The organism is Pseudomonas cavernicola (assembly GCF_003596405.1).
GTDB lineage: Bacteria > Pseudomonadota > Gammaproteobacteria > Pseudomonadales > Pseudomonadaceae > Aquipseudomonas > Aquipseudomonas cavernicola.
In genome coordinates, this window is the sequence record NZ_QYUR01000002.1 from 930,041 (window position 1) to 945,838 (window position 15,798).

Below are 15,798 nucleotides of genomic sequence, written 5' to 3' on the forward strand. Positions count from 1 at the left end.
GGAGCCGGCCCTCCCTCAGGCCCGGCGAATAGCTGGCGGCTTGGCTTCTGCGCCATTCATCAGCCGCTAGGGAGGCGCCGCTTCATTCGGCGCTTCCCTAACCTGCAGACTGGGCTCGGCGAACCAGCTCTCGGCGCGCTCCCCGGTATTGTCGCTGTCGACGGCGAAGACCACGCCGAGGATCCGGCGCGGCGCGCTGCCGAAGGCGGCGATGGCGTCGGCGCGCAGGTCGCGGTGTTCCTCCAGCCACTGCCCGAGCGGCGCCTCGGGGCCGCGTAGCACCAGCATCTCGACCTGCTCGCTGTAGGCACTGCGGGCGTGGGCGCCGGGCGCGACGCGGTTGTCCCAGACGTAGGTGAGGGTCGCCGCCGGCAAACCGGGATCGTAGAAGGTACGCGCCAGACGCAGCTTCTGCCGGCTCAGGAAACCCACGCTGGTCAGCGGGTAATCCAGCAGCACATAGACCCGTGCCGCATAGTCGTCGCCGACGCGGGTGGCGAAGCGGGCGCTTGCCAGCCGCCGCTCCGTGCGCCATTGCCAGGACAGCCGCCAGGGCCGGTCGCCGGGCAGTTCGAGAGGGTGCAGCAGACCGCCGGCGGCGGCTTCGGCACTGATCCGCAGCACGGCGCGACCGTCCTGCTCAACCAAGTTGCGCTGCGGCGCCTGGAGCCTGGGGATATCCGCCTCGCGCCAGGGCGCCGACCATTCGCCGTGCGGTGGCCCAGCCGTCCAGGGTGCCAGCTGGTTCTCCGCCAGGGCCAGCGGGGTCAGCAGCAAGCCGAACAGCAGGCCGCGGTTCAACCGAGGCGCCACTGGTGAAAGCGTTCGACCCAACGCAGCAAGCCTTGCGGCGCATGGCCGCGCTTCCACTCGCCGGCCGCGTATTTGTTGGCTTCGGCCAGGGTCGGGTAGCTGTGGACGGTGCCGAGGATCTTGTTCAGCCCTACCCCGAGCTTCATCGCCAGCACGTACTCGGCGAGCAGTTCGCCGGCCTGTGCCCCGACGATGCTGACACCGAGGATGCGGTCCTTGCCCGGTTCGCTGAGCACCTTCACAAAGCCGTGCGCCACTTCGTCGGCAATCGCCCGGTCCAGCTCCGCAAGATCGTAACGCGTGACCTCGTAGGCGACGCCCTGCGTCTTGGCCTCGGCTTCCGAAAGGCCGACCCGCGCCACTTCCGGGTCGGTAAAGGTGCAATGGGGAATCACCCGGTAATCGACCTTGAAGCGTTTGAAGCCGCCGAACAGCGCATTCACCGCGGCGTACCAGGCTTGATGGGCGCAGACATGGGTGAACTGGTAGGGTCCGGTTACATCGCCCACCGCGTAGATATTCGGCAAGCGGGTGGCCAGGTACTCGTCGGTCTCCAGGGTGCCGTTCGGCCGCACGACCAGACCCAGCTCTTCGACACCATACCCCTTCACATTGGCCACCCGGCCAAGGGCCAGCAGCAAACAGTCGAAGGTAATCGCGATTTCTTCATCGCTATCCAGCTGACGGGCGATCAATCGCCGTTCGCCCTCCACCAATTCGAAACGCTCGGCCTTGTGTCGCAGGCGCACGTCGACGCCTTCATCGCACAGGCTGGCCAGCACCAGCGCGCTGGCATCTTCGTCCTCGCGCGGTAGCAGGCGCGTATCCAGCTCCACTTGAATCACCTGACTGCCGAGGCGCTGAAAAGCCTGTGCCAGCTCACAGCCAATCGGCCCGCCACCGAGTACCAGCAGGCGCTTGGGCTGCTCGCGCAGGTTCCAGATAGTGTCCGAGGTGAATGCCGGCATGTCGGCCACGCCGGGAATATCCGGCCACAGCGGCCGGCCGCCGGCGGCGATGATGATAGTGCGACTGCTCAGGAGCTGACCGTTGACCTCCACCGTCCATGGCGAGCGGATGATCGCCTCGCCGGCAATCACCTCGACGCCCAGCTCGCGATAACGCTGCGGCGAGTCGTGTGGCTCAATCGTGGAGATCACCCATTGAATACGCTTCATCACTGCCGGGAAATCCACCTCGGCGCTGACCTTGGTAAACCCCAAGGCCGCGGCCTTTTTCAGTTCGGCCGCGAGCTTGGCCGATCGCAGCAGCGCCTTGGACGGAACGCAGCCGGTATTCAAGCAGTCGCCGCCCATCTGTTGCTTTTCGATCAGGCTGACCTTGGCCTTCACCGCCGCGGCGATATAGGCGCTGACCAGCCCGCCAGCACCGGCGCCGATCACTACCAGGTTGCGCTGAAAGGTCTTCGGTTTGACCCAGCCGGCATACGCCCGCCGCGCCTGTAGCCAGCCGAGCAGCCTGCGCGCCAAGAGCGGGAACAGACCGAGCAAGATAAAGGCACCGAGCAGGCCAGGCGAAAGAATCCCGGCCAACGAATCCAGCTGCCCGAGCTCGCGCCCGGCGTTCACATAGACCAAGGTGCCCGGCAACATGCCGAGCTGGCTGACCCACCAATAGGTCACCAGCGGCAAGCGGGTCAGGCCCATCAACAGGTTGATCATGAAGAACGGAAACAACGGCACCAAACGCAGGGCGAACAAGTAGAAGCCGCCTTCGTCCTGCATACCCTTTTCAACCCCGACCAACTGGCGAGCAAAGCGCCGCTGCACCCAGTCGCGCAGCAAAAAACGGCTGCTGAGCATGGCCAAGGCCGCGCCCAGGGTCGAGGCGAAGGACACCAACAGCACGCCTTGCCACAGGCCAAACAGTGCGCCACCGAGCAAAGTCATCAAGGCCGCGCCTGGCAACGACAGCGCAGTCACCGCCACATAGGCCAGAAAGTACAGTAGCGCCGCCTGCCAAGGGTGCGCCGCCACCTGGGCGAGTAGCGTCGCCTGCTGGGTCTTGAGGCTGGCCAGGGTGAGGTACTGGCCCAAGTCGAAGACGAAGAAGGCGGCGACCAGGGCCAGGATCAGGCCGAGCAGGAGCAGTTTGCGGGTGTTCATAGAACTCCTTGGCTAGATGCTCTTTTGTAGGAGCCAGCTCTGCTGGCGATCAGCGGCTTCGCATATGCACCCAATCGCGAGCAGAGCTCGCTTTTACCAAAACCCTCCAGCTCAACAACAGGCGGCCGCCTGGCCCGCGACCTGGCTATCGAAGGGGATGGCGCTGCCGCAGCCCTCGAACAGCCCATAGTGGGTGGCGAAGTCGCCGATGAACTCGAAGTGCGCGGCGAAGCGCGACTCCTTGAGCATGCGGTAGGTATTGCCGCACACCGGGAACACCTTGCCGCTCTCGATGCGGTGGTGTTTGTCGAGCACGAACATCTGCGAGTGATGGAGGATGCCGCCCTTATAGATCACCGCCTGGCCGTAGTCCTCGCAGGCGCTTTCCAGGGCCTCCAGCTTGAACAGCCGATAGGTCGCGGAGAAGAAACGGATATGGCCGATGCGCGCGGCGATCTGCGGGTTGTTCAGCTGGATCGGCCGATCCTCCACCAGCCGTGGATCGGCAAAACCGGCGGCCTTGGCCAGGCGCAGGAAGTCGCCCCAGTAGAGCGCACCGGCCAGGCACTCGCCGTACAGCTCGGGGTCGGCGGCCAGCTCGGCCGGCACCCGGCGGTCGGCGTAGACGTCGGAGAAATACAGCTCGCCGCCGGCCTTGAGCACCCGCCAGGCCTCACGCAGCACCCGCGTTTTGTCCGGCACCAGGTTGATCACGCAGTTGGACACCAGCACGTCGAACTGTTCGGCCGCCAGGCCCAGGCTATCCAGGTATTCGATCTCGCCCTCGATGAAGCGCAGGTTGGAACGGCCATGGCCGAAGGCCTCGGCATGGAACTGCTGATGGCGGCGCGCCACGGCCAGCTGTTCGGGGGTCATGTCGATGCCGGTCACCCCGCCCTGCTCGCCCACCAGGGCCGACAGGCAATAAGCATCGCGCCCAGCGCCGCAGCCGAGATCGAGCACTTGGCAGCCGTCCAGCGCCTCGGGGGCGATCAGGCCGCAGCCGTAGTAGCGGCTCAGCACCTCGGGGTGCAGACGGCAGAGGATCCGCTGCAGATGCTCCGGTGGCGGCGTGGCGGTGCAGCAGGCGCTGGTCTGCAGGTCAGCGGAGGATTGCAGGGTCTGGCCGTAGTAGGTCTTCACTTCGCTATGCATGCTGGGTTCTCGTGCAATGTTTCTGTAGGAGCGAGCTCTGCTCGCGATTGGCCCGTGGATGGCAAGGCAGCAGCCGTTCCCGACGGCTTGCTGCATTTCCCACACCCATGTGGGGCACAGGCTCGCTCCTACGAAGGTCAGCCAAGCGCGCCACCACAACTGGAACCCTGACCGGCGGTACAGGCGTAGCAGTGGTCGCGGGTGACTATCGGGTTGCCATCCAGCTCGCTGCTGAGCAGGTCGCGCAGATGGGCACGGTCGCGGCCGATCAGCTGCAACGGCAGGTCGAGCATCTGATTGAAGTCGCAGTCGTAGAGGTAGCCCTGCCAGTCGACGCTGACCAGCGAACGGCACATCAACCCGTCGAGGTTTTCCGCCCGGTAGCTGTCGCGCAGCAACTGCATATAGGCGGCGAACTGCCCCTTGCTGACCAGGGTGCTGCCGAAACGGGCAATCGGCTGGTTGGTGATGGTCAACAGGTGATCGAACTGAATGCCGAACTCATCACTGAGATGCTGCTTGTAGTCGGCCTCCAGTTGCGCCTGCGGCGGCGGCAAACTGGGGCCTTGCGGGTTATAGACCAGGTTGAGGATCAGCCCGCTGCCGGCTTGCCCATAGCCCAGCGCATTGAGCTGGCGCAGCCCCTGGATGCTGGCGTCGAACACCCCGTCGCCCCGCTGGCGGTCGACATTCTCCCGTGAGTAGCAGGGCAACGAGGCGGTGATCTCGACACCCTGCGCGGCGAGGAACGAACCCAAATCCGCCTGGCCCGGCTCACTGAGGATGGTCAGGTTGCAACGATCGATCACCCGCAAACCTTCGCGCCGCCCGTGACTCACCAGCTCGCGAAAGCGCGGGTGCAGCTCCGGGGCTCCGCCGGTCAGGTCGAGGGTGTGCACCGGATGGGCGTCGATCACCTGATGCAGTATCGCCAGGGTTTCGTCGCTCATGCTCTCGGTGCGGGTCGGCCCGGCGTTGACGTGGCAGTGCAGGCAACGCTGGTTGCAACGGTAAGTCAGATTGACCTGCAGGGCTTCCAGGTGGCCGCGGCGCAGCGGCGGGAAGCTCAGCTGATTGAGCAGGGGCAGCATGGCGTGCACAGCTAACTCCTTCGGAGGGATATACGCTATTAGAGGATAACGGCGCGCCCTCGTTACAAGCCTAGTGAGTTACAGACCCAATATGCTGCCGATGGCGCGCCTGACGCAATGTTCTATCTATAGACGCAATTGGTAGTCCTGTCTGGAGCATCCTGATGCCACGTCTCGCCCTGTTCTTCATCGCCGGCTTCCTCGCCGTGCCCTGCTTTCACCAGCCGCTGGTTGGCCTTCTGCATGCTTACGGCGTGATCCCTTTTGCTCCCTTTGCCACCGCCCCGACCTTGCCGTTGGGCGTCCCGGCCTGGCTCTCCGCCGCGTTCTGGGGTGGCGTCTGGGGCGTGGTCATGCTGCTGGTATTGCGCTGGGATGCGAACAAACCGCAACCCTGGCTCAAGGGCTGGTTGTTTGGTGGTATCGCCTTGACCACTGTCGCCCTGCTGGTGGTCTTTCCGCTCAAGGGTCTCGGCCTTGAGCCCAAGCAGCTACCCGGGCGCTTTCTGATCGGTTTTCTGCTGAACGGCGCCTGGGGCCTGGGCACGCTGATCTTTGCCCGCACCTTCCTGCATAGATAGCCTGGATGCCCCATGGTGGAAAACCGCTTTGCGGGTTTCCACCCTTCGCATACAGACAAAAAAAGACCCGCCGAAGCGGGTCTCAGGACTGCCTGGCTGGTGAGCCCTAGGCGAGTTCGTTGAAGCACTCGGCGATGATCGCCAAGCCTTTGTCCAGCAGTGCGTCTTCCGCGGTGATCGGCACCAGCACGCGCAGGACGTTGCCGTAGGTACCGCAGGACAGCAGGATCAGACCCTTGTCGCGAGCCTTGGCCACCACGGCATTGACCAATGCGGCCGCCGGTTTGTGGTGGTCGCCGTCTTCGAACAACTCGACAGCAATCATGGCGCCGAGGGCGCGCACATCACCGATGCTCTTGTGCTTGGCCTGAATGGCTTTGAGGCCAGTCACCAGACGCTCGCCGACCGCTTTGCAGCGATCCAGCAGGTGTTCTTCCTCGAATACTTCCATCACCGCCAACGCAGCCACGCAAGCCAGCGGGTTGCCGGCGTAGGTGCCGCCCAGACCGCCCGGGGCGATGGCATCCATGTATTCCGCCTTGCCGCACACACCGGCCAACGGGAAGCCACCCGCGATGGACTTGGCGAAGGTGGTCAGATCGGCAGTCACGCCCATCTGCTCCATGGCGAAGAAGGTGCCGGTACGGCCAGCGCCAGTCTGTACTTCGTCAGCGATCAGCAGGATGCCGTGCTGGTCGCAGAGGGCGCGCAGGCGCTTCATGAAATCTTTCGGCGCGACGTAGAAACCACCTTCGCCCTGCACCGGCTCGATGATGATCGCGGCGATGTCTTTCGGCTCGGCGTCGTTCTTGAAGATTCGCTCGATGCTGGCGATCGCGTCATCCGTGCTGACGCCATGCAGTTCGCATGGGTACTGGGCACGGAAGATGCCGCCAGGCATCAGGCCCATGCCGGCCGAGTACGGTACGACCTTGCCGGTCAGACCGAGGGTCATCATGGTGCGGCCGTGGTAGCCGCCGGTGAAGGCGATGATGCCGGCGCGACCGGTGGCGGCACGGGCGATCTTCACGGCGTTTTCCACCGCTTCCGAGCCGGTGGTGACCAGCAGAGTCTTCTTGGCGAAATTGCCCGGCACCTTGGCGGCGACCTTCTCGCAGACTTCCACGTAGGGCTCGTAGGCCAGTACCTGGAAGCAGGTGTGGGTCAGTTTGGTCAATTGCTGCTGCACGGCGGCAATGATTTTCGGGTGCAGGTGGCCGGTGTTGAGCACCGCGATGCCGCCAGCGAAGTCGATGAATTCACGGCCTTCGACGTCAATCACGCTGGCGTTCTTTGCCGACTCGGCGAAGATCGGGTGGATCTGGCCAACACCGCGCGGAACGGCGGCCTGGCGGCGTTGCATCAGGGATTCGTTAGTCTTGCTCATAGAGTCCTCATTTGCCGCTCATCGGTCGGCGCAGTTCAAGGATTAACGCAGCCGGGGAAAGGCGCGGGCAGCATACGATGATCGACTGCCACGGCCCTGCCGACTGCTCAGGGGTTCTTTGTTGCGTTATTACTTTTCTTTCTGGGTACCAAAGGACCAGTAGTGTAGCGAGCGAAGGTCAGGCAAGGCGGCGGGTTCGGGAAAAAGCGGAGTTGGCTGTAGCCAATGAGCATTTTTCCCGAACCCGCCAACGCAGCATCACCGATGCGCAGTAGCTACTAGATGCCGAGGCAGAGGTATTTGATTTCCAGGTAGTCTTCGATACCGTACTTGGAACCCTCACGGCCCAGGCCCGAAGCCTTGATGCCGCCGAACGGCGCCACTTCGGTGGAGATGATCCCGGTGTTGATGCCGACGATGCCGTACTCCAGCGCCTCGGCCACACGGAACACCCGGCCGAGGTCGCGGGCATAGAAGTAGGACGCCAAGCCGAACTCGGTGTCGTTGGACATGGCGATCACTTCGGCCTCGTCCTTGAAGCGGAACAGCGGCGCCAGCGGGCCGAAGGTCTCTTCCTTGGCCACCGCCGCGTTGTTCGGCACGTTGAGCAGGATGGTCGGTTCGAAGAAGTTGCCGCCCAGGCTGTTGCCGCCGGCGACCACGCTGGCGCCCTTGCTCACGGCGTCGGCGATATGTTCCTGGACCTTGGCCACGGCCTTCTCGTCGATCAACGGGCCGGTGGTGATGCCGTCGTCCAGACCGTTGCCGATCTTCAGCTTGGCCACCGCGGTTTTCAGCTTCTCGGCGAAGGCGTCGTACACGCCGTCCTGCACATACAGGCGGTTGGCGCACACGCAGGTCTGGCCGGCGTTGCGGTACTTGGAGGCCAGCGCGCCGTCGACCGCGGCATCCAGGTCGGCATCGTCGAACACGATGAACGGCGCGTTGCCGCCCAGCTCCAGCGAGATTTTCTTGATGTCCTTGGCGCATTCGGCCATCAGCTGGCGACCGATCTCGGTCGAACCGGTGAAGGACAGCTTGCGCACGATCGGGTTGCTGGTCAGCTCGCCACCGATGTCGCCGGCACTGCCGGTGACCACGCTGAGCACGCCTTTCGGGATACCGGCACGGTGCGCCAGCTCGACCAGCGCCAAGGCCGAGAACGGTGTCTGGCTGGCCGGCTTGATCACCATGGTGCAGCCGGCGGCCAGGGCCGGGCCGGCTTTACGGGTGATCATCGCCGCCGGGAAGTTCCACGGGGTGATCGCCGCGGTCACGCCGATCGGTTGCTTGATCACGATCAAGCGCTTGTCCGGTTGGTGGCCGGGAATCACGTCGCCATAGATGCGCTTGGCTTCCTCGGCGAACCACTCGATGAAGGAGGCGGCGTAGACGATCTCGCCCTTGGCTTCGGCCAGCGGCTTGCCCTGTTCCAGGGTCATCAGGCGGCCGAGGTCGTCCTGGTTTTCGATCAACAGCTCGAACCAACGGCGCAGCTTGTTGGCGCGGTCCTTGGCGGTCAGCGCACGCCAGGCCGGCAGGGCCTTGTCGGCGGCTTCGATGGCGCGGCGGGTTTCCACAGCACCCATTTTCGGCACAGTGCCGATGATCTCGTTGGTGGCCGGGTTGTTGACCTTGATGGTCTGGCCGTTGTCCGCGTCCACCCAGGCGCCGTCGATATAGGCTTGCTGGCGGAACAGTTGGGCGTCTTTGAGTTGCATAGCCGTCTCCTTTACCCCCGACACACAGGCACCGGGCAAAATTGTTGTGACTCGACCCAGCTTAGACAGCTGCAGTCAGAAATAGTGGATGACCGTCGTACCGACTGAGCCCTGACGGCGGCAATTGGAACAAGGCGCAGACCGCTGAGTCCGGTATGCCCGTGTTCGCGTCGAAGGCGTTCGAAATCTCAAACGAATCCTAGGGTCGTGACAGGCAAAGGGCAATAGCCCGTTCAAAAAAATTAACGAAATCCGATTAAGAGTGACGCTTTTCTGATCACTAGCAGGCAAGCCTAGTACTTTCGTTCAATATCACGAACAAGTCTCCCTGGCATGGACGCCTGCCAACGAGATGCGTATCATGGCGCCCGCATCGCACCAGTAGCTCAGCTGGATAGAGTACTGCCCTCCGAAGGCAGGGGTCGTGGGTTCGAATCCCGCCTGGTGCACCATTTTCTGTAACTGCTTGTCGGGTATAGATTTCCCGACAAACACCGGGTTTGAAAGGCTAAGTGGGGCACTGTGTAGTGCTTTTAGGTGGGGCATCGCAACGGTGCCGACCATGCCAGCCCAACCCGCTTTCCTCACTCTTAATCGCCACGGAACCTACTACTTTCGCGTAGTAATCCCAAAGCCGTTGCGCTCTGCATTCGGCTTGCAACGCGAAATCCGCCGCTCCCTGAAAACCGATAGCCTACGGCTAGCGCTTCGCCGTGCGCGGCAATACGCTGCACGCTTCGAAACTGCTTTTGACAAGGTGCTGGGCGTGGTAGACCAAAACGATTACGAGCCGACTGATGAAGACTACGAACTGTTCATGGAGGAGATTGAGCAGGCTGGTCGGGGTGAGCCTTTAGGCGCTTGGTCGAGTAGTCCGGCTGAGCCTGAGCAGAAAGCCAGCTCAGCGCTTACAGACGAAGAATGGCAAAAAATCGATCAGCAGCAACGTTGGAGTGCTATCGCTGAAGTGCTGACTGGCAATGCCAAGCGGAGTATTCCAGAGGACCGAAAAGCGCTCGCAGACCAGCTTTTTAAGGCGGGTAACGGCATCCCAGTGCCAAGGCTCCGGAAGCTGCTACCGAGCCTCCTAGATGAGCTGGTGCGGCAGCGGCTCGGTAGTCCGGGCGCAACCGTAGCAGCACCAGCACAGGGCACAGCGCCGTCAGCATCGCAACCTCCAGGCCCTACGCTGTATGAGCTTTGGTTGCTTCTGCGTGAGTCTGACAAGCGCCTGAATAGAAAAAAATCCCCCAGCGCCCACACTGACGAACAGGGACACGCCCGCAGGCTTACCATCCTGAGCGGTAACAGGCCGTTTGGTTCACTATCGCTAGACGACATCAATCAGCTGTATCTACTTACTCAGCAGGTCAAAGCCCTTCCCGGCAAAAATATTCCGCCACCTGATTCACCTATTGAATCAGTCCTTGCCTCTCCAAGGGACGACCTGATTAGCGGGCCAACTATTCAGAAGATGATCATCCGGCTTCGCGTGCTGCATAAGTTCGCTTACGCCAAAGGCTACACACACATCGACCCGGCCAAAACTGAAGCTCCATCAGTCAGCAGTGAGACCGGGCGTATCGCTCCAAAAGACAGGCCGTTTTCCAAAGAAGAGCTGCACGCAATTTTCTCCGGCTATCTCTACACAGGAACAGATAGCGGTTCAGCCAATCTCGTCTTCCCCTACCAATTCTGGCTTCCGCTGCTTGGTCTCTTTACTGGAGGGCGGCTCAATGAACTCTGCCAGCTCGAAACAACCGACATTGCTCAAGAGGCGGATACAGAAATCTGGTTTGCTCAGCTTGTTGAGGAAGGCTCGAAATCGCTGAAAAACAATCACAGCAGTCGATTCATCCCTATCCATAACGAACTGATCAAAATCGGATTCCTGGATTTTGTGGCGCAAGCTCAAAGAGAAGGTCGAAAAAACCTATTCTCAGACGGGCTCACCTACCAGAAGATCAAGGGCTGGGGCGGAATCGCAACCACCTTCTTCACCAGGATGCCAAGCCCCAGCACAAAGTATGGGGGCTACTTCCATAGCATCGGAATTCGCAAGCGCCTCCCTGATGGCAAGCCCGACGGCAAGAAATTTCACGCTTTCCGACATACCTTTATTGATCTGCTTCGGAATACTAGCGATGAGGCATTGCCGCTCATCACTGTATTAACGGGACACGCGGCAAAGAACAAGAACCAGTCGGATGATTACGGCTCAGGGTTCTGGCTCTCAACACTGCACAGAGCGCTGCACACAGTGAAGTTCCCCATAGACCTCTCAGGCATTACCTATGCTGACTTTGAGGCGCGGCTGGGGCACATACTGAAGCCATGCATTCAGGAGCATCGTGATAGGCACGGCCTTAATCCATCACTCCACCCCGCCAGCTAGGGCTAGCCGTTGGCTTAATCTGTTGATGAGTTGAGCGAAAGCCCCGTAGCGCAAGGCCCGCAAAGCAAATACCCTCGGAAGATATTTTTCCGGGGGTTTTTCGTTTCAGAGGCCCGAGATAGCGCCGTTCACCAAGCTGATTTCAACAGATTTACTGAACGGCTTGCAGCTAGGCGGGCTTTGCCTTTCTGTATGGCTTACTAGGCGACAGCAAAGAGCCTGGCTCAACGCAGCTAACCAATTAGAACAATCCGCTTTTCAACTCAGCGCCAGCCCCTCTCAGATGCCTATACCAACCTGAGAGGTCGGGAAAAATCTTCCCGCGCCTATCATCTTTCCTGTAGACACATGCCACATGATAGAAATATCATCTGCCTATCGACTTCAAACAAACTTGATAGGATGGCACCCATGAGCAATGCACGTATCTACCTGAGAGCATCGACGAAGGAACAAGACAGCCTGCGAGCCAAAGCCCTGCTTGAAGACTTCGCCGCTGAGCACAAACTGACCATTACCAATATCTACAGCGAAAATATCAGCGGCACCAAGCTAGACCGCCCAGAGCTTCAACAACTGCTCAGTGATGCTAGCCAAGGTGACGTGCTGCTGGTGGAGTCTGTCGACCGGCTCAGCCGTCTTTCTCAGGATGAGTGGCACCAGCTCAAAACAACCATCAGAGCGAAGGGCTTACGCTTGGTTGTGGCTGACCTCCCGACCTCTCACCAGCTCATTGACGATAAGGGCATCACAGGCCAGATCATGCAGGTTATCAACGACATGCTGATTGACCTGATGGCAACGATGGCTCGCCTCGATCAAGACAAGAGAGTTGATCGAATCAAACAGGGCCTTGCCCGCCGCCGCGAACGTGGGGAGGCAATCCCCTCACGGGGAAAATCTAACGCCTGGGATGAAGTAAAAGCCATCATGGCGAAACACCCGGAGTTGTCTGTCGAGCAAGTAGCCAAGTTAGCAGGGTGTGGCGTGGCTACTGTTTATCGAGTTAAGGCTGCGGCAATGCCTTAAATCCTTACACATAATAAAAAGTCAATTACTTTCTAGACGCAAAACACATAAACACGGTAAAATATTGGCTGCTGAATATTAACCACTGCCTTCAAACTTAACCATAACCACACGAGAGAGACCGCGATGAACAAACAACTTTTTACCAACCGACGTTATAAGGAAAATACAAATGCCTCATACCGAGAAAACCGCAAGCGAGTTCATGGAATCTGATAACGGGAGTTATGCTCGCCTAGCAGATCACCTCAACAAATACGCACCCCGCTCTGACGGTTCCCGCTGGACAAAAGACGCCGTTTACCATTTCTGCCGCACCCACAGCATCCAATCTAAGCGCCGCTGCAAAAACCAACCCGGAGTTGGTATTCGACAACGCGCCAACACCCGCAAACAAATCATTGCAGCCTCAATTGAAGCACTTACAGCAAGTGGCCGGACAATTACTGATATAGCCCCATTTAGCTTAAAAGAAATCACCCAGCTATCCGGCGCCCCCTATATCAACGTCAAGAATAACTGGCCGCAACTGGAAAATGAGCTGCTGATTCTTGCCGGACTGCCACCGAAGCCGCGCATTCTCACCATCATCGAAGACGACGAGTAACGGAAATGGCCGGCATAAGAAAGACACCTGACCAATCTGCCCAGGCAGTTATCTTGCGTGAGGCCGGCTACACCTTGCCGGCCATAGCGGATCGTCTCAACATCAGCCTGAGCACCACGCAACGACTACTAAAGCGACACGGTGCTGTTGCTGGTGCTGCCACACAAGCGCTGATAGAGAAGGCCAGAGAAGACCTCCTACACAACGCCTTTGCCCTAGATGCTGTTCAGCAGACTGCCGCTTCGCTGGTGCTCGACGACTTGTCGCTCAACCGTTTGATGAGGAATAAGCTCGCACAGGCTGTCGAGGCTTTAGAGGTGACTCCGGACAATGCTCCTATCGTATGTCGAGCCTTGGCTGCATGCGCAACCACACTAAAACTTACACAGCAGGTTGGCCGTCAAGCCCTTCCTCTGGACAAGCTTGAGCAGGCGTTAACAGTCGAAGAACTGCCGGAGCTTCAGATTCACATCATGACAGACCACGACGTTGCAGTTCTGCGGGCAGAGCAGCGACTCCAGGACGCCGAGCTGAACGGAAACCTCGCCGGAGTCAGTGACGAACAAGAAACCCTGCGCTGGTTGGCTGAGAGAAGAGAACACCAAACTTTGTGCGCGGTTGACGACGACATCGTAGTCGAAGGCTGACACCACGATGACCAGGTGATGACCATGCAGTTGTCAAAGTCTTAGGAATCACGAACAGAAGCCTTCCCCCTGGCCGCATCGAGCGCCACCAATTTTTGAAAATCGACCAGGGGCGGTATAGAGCACTCACCATGACAGAACATAAGAAACCGCCCCTCGAACTTCCCGGCCTGCAAAGGCCGCTTCTCCCGGAGGAGATCGGGCGGTTTGCCACGGAAAAAGCAGCCGAGCGCGAACCTCTATCACTGGAAGAAAAGAGCGCGGCCTCAGACTCCCCATCGTCGAGTCTCGCGGAATCTTACAAATTTGGCACGACGCGGAAGAGAACAGTGAAGCTCCAGGCCCCGCAGGAGGCGTGGACTCTGGCCATAATCACGGGAATCCTGAGCACTGATTTTGGAGCTATTAGTAATTCTCCCTTTACTCACTTCCAACAAAAGCTTGCTAGGGATTGGCTAAGAACGAGGTATTGGGGAGAGGTAATCATCCTCAATCCTCCCCAGGTAGACGACCTACCTGAGTGGGATGACCTGCCTGCCGACGTGAAGCATTTCTTCAAGCTCTCGTACCTGCTCAGCCAACCCGGAGCACAGTTCTTCACCATCCGGCTTGATCCTTCCATTGGTGAAAAAGCTTTGGCAGCGCCACGCGGCCCAAGTGATTGGCTGGCTGACAAAATCAAACGAGCGCTTGAGTCTGTCGGAGTTCCGGCTGATCAGATTGCCTTTGTTCTTGAGTTCGCCCCGAAGCAAGCTAAAACGCTGCACAAGCTGCATATTCATGGAGCCCTTTGCATTCCAGCCGAAATGTTAGAGCGAGCCTCAGAGGCGCTTAAAAAGGCCCTGGCTCCTGAATACACGCATCACGGCAGGAACAAGGCAGTGATGCTTGAAGCTCCAAGGAAGGTCGCCGACGTTGCCAAGTATGTGGTGAAAGAATCCAAAATCACGAAGGACAGGATCATCCGGCTTCTCAATCAACTCCACGCCACCAACCACGGCAAGGGAGCCAATCCGCACCGGGCCTCAGAGATTGCGACTGCTGGCGGGCGCGCTATCTATACCAATCTCCGGAGTTCCTTGTTCGGTAAGCAGGAGGCCTTCAACAAGGCTTTCCACAAGGCGATTCGGGAAAACTAGGGGGATGATGAGTAATTTGCTCTTTCTCGCCTTATACGCGCTCACGGGGGCTTCCGTGAGCGCAGGAGAGCATGGGCTTTTCCAGGGGTTTTGCATCTTGTCTGACCACCTGATTGCATCCAACGTGACAGGCTGAGATCGGCCACAAGCCGGCGATAGCCAAGCATTTCGTGCTGTAGTAGCGTTGTGCCCAGAATCTCCGCAAAAGCTGGAACACACGACCGGCCTCACGCAGATGTATAACTCCCTTATGCCGTCCCCGAGCCGCTGTAACGCCCTTTCTAGACAGGGAAACCAAGAGGACAAGGAATGTTATCCACCACGCCCGTAAAAGCCTTATCACACCATTAGGCGTCTATTTATAGTTAGCAGGCAAAGATGAAGATCCTCACATGGAATTGTAACGGTGCATTCCGCAAGAAGTATCAAGAAATTGAGAGGTTTCAGGCAGACCTGTATGTAATTCAAGAGTGCGAGAATCCAGAACATACGAAAGGGGAATACAGAAATTGGGCTGGTAGTTACCTTTGGTATGGCGATAACAAGAACAAAGGTATAGGCATATTTGCAAAAAATGGCGTAGAAATTCAACGCCTAGACTGGAAAGACAATAGTCTCCAGTTGTTTTTGCCTGTCAGGGTCAACAATCAGTTCAACATGATCGGGGTGTGGACAAAACAGGCCAACTCACCAACATTTCGCTACATTGGCCAGCTTTGGAAGTACCTAGAATTACACAAAGAGAAAATGGCCGCAGGCAGCACGGTGTTGTGCGGTGACCTCAATAGCAACAAAATCTGGGATGTATGGGATCGTTGGTGGAATCACAGTGACGTTGTCAGAGAACTAGATGCCGTAAACATGCAGAGTCTTTACCATTTGGCTACAGGTGAAGAGCAAGGTTCCGAATCCGCCCCGACCCTATACCTCCAAAGAAATCTAAAAAAGGCATATCACATAGACTTTGCGTTTGCCTCTGAAGGCATGTTTAATCCACAGAAAGATACGATAACAGTGGGTAGTCACAACCCTTGGCTGGAGTTCAGCGACCATGCCCCAGTTATATTCACAATTGCCTGCTAACAAGTCGCTCAAATCGTTCGCTTC

General features: G+C 59.0%; 13 protein-coding genes and 1 tRNA gene. 8 read left to right on the forward strand and 6 right to left on the reverse strand.

Features of this window, described 5'->3' with window-relative positions; translation table 11 throughout:
* Positions 1-66: 66 nt before the first annotated feature.
* The 4 genes from D3879_RS26465 to arsS all read right to left on the reverse strand — a co-directional run bounded on the left by D3879_RS26465 (position 67) and on the right by arsS (position 5,185).
* Complete coding sequence (locus D3879_RS26465; RefSeq protein ID WP_158592062.1) at positions 67-801, reverse strand: DUF3047 domain-containing protein; 735 nt, start codon at positions 799-801, stop codon at positions 67-69.
* Positions 798-2,939 (reverse strand): FAD-dependent oxidoreductase, encoded by a 2,142-nt coding sequence (locus D3879_RS04710; RefSeq protein ID WP_119952918.1) that lies wholly within the window; start codon positions 2,937-2,939, stop codon positions 798-800. Before D3879_RS04710 ends, D3879_RS26465 begins: the two co-directional genes overlap by 4 nt.
* A 111-nt stretch (positions 2,940-3,050) precedes the next feature.
* A complete protein-coding gene (locus D3879_RS04715; protein WP_119952919.1) occupies positions 3,051-4,094 on the reverse strand; it encodes a methyltransferase domain-containing protein in 1,044 nt (347 codons plus the stop codon).
* Positions 4,095-4,231: 137 nt separating this feature from the next.
* Positions 4,232-5,185, reverse strand: a complete 954-nt coding sequence (gene arsS / locus D3879_RS04720) for an arsenosugar biosynthesis radical SAM (seleno)protein ArsS (RefSeq protein WP_218567829.1) — start codon at positions 5,183-5,185, stop codon at positions 4,232-4,234.
* Between the two features lie 164 nt (positions 5,186-5,349).
* Between arsS and D3879_RS04725 the strand changes: the two genes are divergently transcribed.
* A complete protein-coding gene (locus D3879_RS04725; protein ID WP_119952921.1) occupies positions 5,350-5,766 on the forward strand; it encodes a hypothetical protein in 417 nt (138 codons plus the stop codon).
* Between the two features lie 106 nt (positions 5,767-5,872).
* Here D3879_RS04725 and gabT read toward each other — a convergent pair whose 3' ends face one another.
* Together gabT and gabD are read right to left on the reverse strand one after the other, a co-directional pair.
* Positions 5,873-7,153 carry a 4-aminobutyrate--2-oxoglutarate transaminase gene (gene gabT, locus D3879_RS04730; protein WP_119952922.1) on the reverse strand — a complete coding sequence of 427 codons (1,281 nt, stop codon included), beginning with the start codon at positions 7,151-7,153 and terminating at the stop codon, positions 5,873-5,875.
* A 278-nt stretch (positions 7,154-7,431) separates the two neighbouring features.
* Complete coding sequence (gene gabD, locus D3879_RS04735; RefSeq protein ID WP_119952923.1) at positions 7,432-8,874, reverse strand: NADP-dependent succinate-semialdehyde dehydrogenase; 1,443 nt, start codon at positions 8,872-8,874, stop codon at positions 7,432-7,434.
* A gap of 375 nt (positions 8,875-9,249) precedes the next feature.
* Between gabD and D3879_RS04740 the strand changes: the two genes are divergently transcribed.
* From D3879_RS04740 to D3879_RS04770, 7 genes are all read left to right on the forward strand, one after another.
* Positions 9,250-9,326 (forward strand) — tRNA-Arg (locus tag D3879_RS04740).
* A 110-nt stretch (positions 9,327-9,436) separates the two neighbouring features.
* On the forward strand, positions 9,437-11,269 hold the full coding sequence (locus D3879_RS04745; protein WP_119952924.1) for a site-specific integrase: 1,833 nt from the start codon (positions 9,437-9,439) through the stop codon (positions 11,267-11,269).
* A gap of 411 nt (positions 11,270-11,680) precedes the next feature.
* The gene (locus tag D3879_RS04750) at positions 11,681-12,298 is read left to right on the forward strand and encodes a recombinase family protein (protein WP_119952925.1); all 618 of its coding nucleotides are present in this window, start codon (positions 11,681-11,683) and stop codon (positions 12,296-12,298) included.
* 172 nt (positions 12,299-12,470) lie between these two features.
* Positions 12,471-12,905 carry a hypothetical protein gene (locus D3879_RS04755; protein WP_119952926.1) on the forward strand — a complete coding sequence of 145 codons (435 nt, stop codon included), beginning with the start codon at positions 12,471-12,473 and terminating at the stop codon, positions 12,903-12,905.
* A 5-nt stretch (positions 12,906-12,910) separates the two neighbouring features.
* The gene (locus tag D3879_RS04760) at positions 12,911-13,552 is read left to right on the forward strand and encodes a helix-turn-helix domain-containing protein (RefSeq protein ID WP_119952927.1); all 642 of its coding nucleotides are present in this window, start codon (positions 12,911-12,913) and stop codon (positions 13,550-13,552) included.
* Between the two features lie 131 nt (positions 13,553-13,683).
* A complete protein-coding gene (locus D3879_RS04765; protein ID WP_119952928.1) occupies positions 13,684-14,691 on the forward strand; it encodes a hypothetical protein in 1,008 nt (335 codons plus the stop codon).
* A 378-nt stretch (positions 14,692-15,069) separates the two neighbouring features.
* Positions 15,070-15,774, forward strand: a complete 705-nt coding sequence (locus tag D3879_RS04770) for an endonuclease/exonuclease/phosphatase family protein (RefSeq protein WP_119952929.1) — start codon at positions 15,070-15,072, stop codon at positions 15,772-15,774.
* Positions 15,775-15,798: the final 24 nt, after the last annotated feature.

What these genes read in the sequence shown, in the direction of transcription:
- arsS (WP_218567829.1), bottom strand. Translation starts at nt 5,185, where the DNA reads ATGCTGCCCCTGCTCAATCAGCTGAGCTTCCCGCCGCTGCGCCGCGGC.
- D3879_RS04760 (WP_119952927.1), top strand. Translation starts at nt 12,911, where the DNA reads ATGGCCGGCATAAGAAAGACACCTGACCAATCTGCCCAGGCAGTTATC.
- D3879_RS04770 (WP_119952929.1), top strand. Translation starts at nt 15,070, where the DNA reads ATGAAGATCCTCACATGGAATTGTAACGGTGCATTCCGCAAGAAGTAT.
- D3879_RS04755 (WP_119952926.1), top strand. Translation starts at nt 12,471, where the DNA reads ATGCCTCATACCGAGAAAACCGCAAGCGAGTTCATGGAATCTGATAAC.
- D3879_RS04715 (WP_119952919.1), bottom strand. Translation starts at nt 4,094, where the DNA reads ATGCATAGCGAAGTGAAGACCTACTACGGCCAGACCCTGCAATCCTCC.
- D3879_RS04710 (WP_119952918.1), bottom strand. Translation starts at nt 2,939, where the DNA reads ATGAACACCCGCAAACTGCTCCTGCTCGGCCTGATCCTGGCCCTGGTC.
- gabD (WP_119952923.1), bottom strand. Translation starts at nt 8,874, where the DNA reads ATGCAACTCAAAGACGCCCAACTGTTCCGCCAGCAAGCCTATATCGAC.
- D3879_RS04725 (WP_119952921.1), top strand. Translation starts at nt 5,350, where the DNA reads ATGCCACGTCTCGCCCTGTTCTTCATCGCCGGCTTCCTCGCCGTGCCC.
- D3879_RS04765 (WP_119952928.1), top strand. Translation starts at nt 13,684, where the DNA reads ATGACAGAACATAAGAAACCGCCCCTCGAACTTCCCGGCCTGCAAAGG.
- D3879_RS04745 (WP_119952924.1), top strand. Translation starts at nt 9,437, where the DNA reads ATGCCAGCCCAACCCGCTTTCCTCACTCTTAATCGCCACGGAACCTAC.
- gabT (WP_119952922.1), bottom strand. Translation starts at nt 7,153, where the DNA reads ATGAGCAAGACTAACGAATCCCTGATGCAACGCCGCCAGGCCGCCGTT.
- D3879_RS04750 (WP_119952925.1), top strand. Translation starts at nt 11,681, where the DNA reads ATGAGCAATGCACGTATCTACCTGAGAGCATCGACGAAGGAACAAGAC.